2 protein-coding genes are annotated in these 1,473 nt (G+C 50.7%); one reads left to right on the plus strand and one right to left on the minus strand.

Translation table 11 applies throughout. The annotated features are described in order from the left end of the window. The coding region (locus tag KIH26_RS16875) for a DUF4148 domain-containing protein (protein ID WP_213446860.1) at window positions 1–281 on the plus strand (281 nt) is incomplete at its 5' end. A 71-nt stretch (window positions 282–352) separates the two neighbouring features. Here the strand turns inward: KIH26_RS16875 and KIH26_RS16880 are convergent. Then, window positions 353–1,473: heavy metal translocating P-type ATPase (locus KIH26_RS16880; RefSeq protein WP_213446861.1), on the minus strand; the 1,121-nt coding region annotated here is incomplete at its 5' end.

A 1,473-nucleotide genomic window follows, 5' to 3' on the forward strand; every position in this document is an offset into this window, starting at 1 on the left:
CTGTCGTCAGCATGGCTTCTACCGTCTATCATCCAGCAAATACAGATGCTGGCTACACCATTCACTGGGATCATTTCAAGAGCACCAAAACTCGCGCTGAAGTCGTTTCGGAATTGGAAGCCGCCATCAAGGATGGTTCATATCGAAGAATGCAGTTGCAGTCGCTCGGGTTTTTTGCAACACCCAAAGGAACAAAGACCCGTGAGCAAGTGCGCCAAGAGTTGTTTTCTATGACTGCTGCGGAAAAAACCGAAGCTGCCAAGCTTTATTCTGCAAACTGAGTTTCTTTAGGCATCCCAAGAGCGACAGGGCTTGTCGCTCTTGGGTGCACTTGTTGTAAGGCACTAAACCACTACGCTTTATGCGAAGCACTTTTAAGCCTTAACGCATTGGCAATCACAGATGCCGAACTCAGGCTCATCGCCAATGCAGCAATCATGGGCGACAGCAGCCAGCCAGTAAATGGGAAAAGCAGACCTGCTGCCAACGGCACACCAAGCGCGTTGTAAACGAATGCGAATGCCAGGTTCTGCTTCATGTTGACAACCGTTGCATTCGACAATTCGCGCGCAATAACAATACCTCTTAAATCGCCTTTAACAAGTGTTACCTGTGCGCTGTTCATGGCTACATCAGTACCAGTGCCCATCGCAATGCCCACATTGGCTTTCGCAAGGGCTGGCGCATCATTGATTCCATCGCCAGCCATCGCTACCATGCAGCCTTCTGCTTGTAGTTTTTCAACCAAAGCCAGTTTGTCTGCTGGTTTGACTTCACCGTGAACCTCGTCGATCCCAAGCCGTGATCCTACTGATTTGGCCGTTGTCAAACCATCTCCTGTGGCCATGATGATACGAATGCCCTGAGCTTTGAGTGCAGCCAGCGCTTCTGGGGTGCTGGTCTTGATGGGATCGGATACGGCCAACAGCCCAATGAGTTCGCCGTCAGAAGCCAAGTACATGACGCTTGCGCCTTCCGCGCGAAGTGATTCTGCTTCTCGGCTCAACATGTCGGCATTCACGCCAAGTTGCTGCATCAGTGCGGTATTGCCCAATGCAAGCTGTTTTCCTTCAACCATGCCACGCACACCAATACCGCTTGAAGACTCAAAGCCATCCACCTTTTCCAATGTCAGTCCGCGTTCCTTAGTGGCTCTCACTATTGCATCTGCCAAAGGATGCTCGCTGCCTTGGTCAAGACTTGCAGCTAGACGCAACACATCATCTGGTTGATAGCTGCTTACTGCAATAGCTTTGTTGAATACGGGCTTGCCTTCCGTCAATGTACCCGTTTTATCCACAATCAAGGTGTCGATTTTGCGGAAGTTTTCTATTGCAGCAGCATCGCGGAACAGAACGCCAGAAGTTGCACCACGTCCAGTTGCTACCATGATCGACATGGGCGTTGCCAAACCCAATGCACAGGGACAAGCAATGATGAGAACCGCAACAGCGTTGATCAGGCCATAGACCC

The organism is Variovorax sp. PCZ-1 (assembly GCF_018413605.1).
GTDB lineage: Bacteria > Pseudomonadota > Gammaproteobacteria > Burkholderiales > Burkholderiaceae_C > JANMDU01.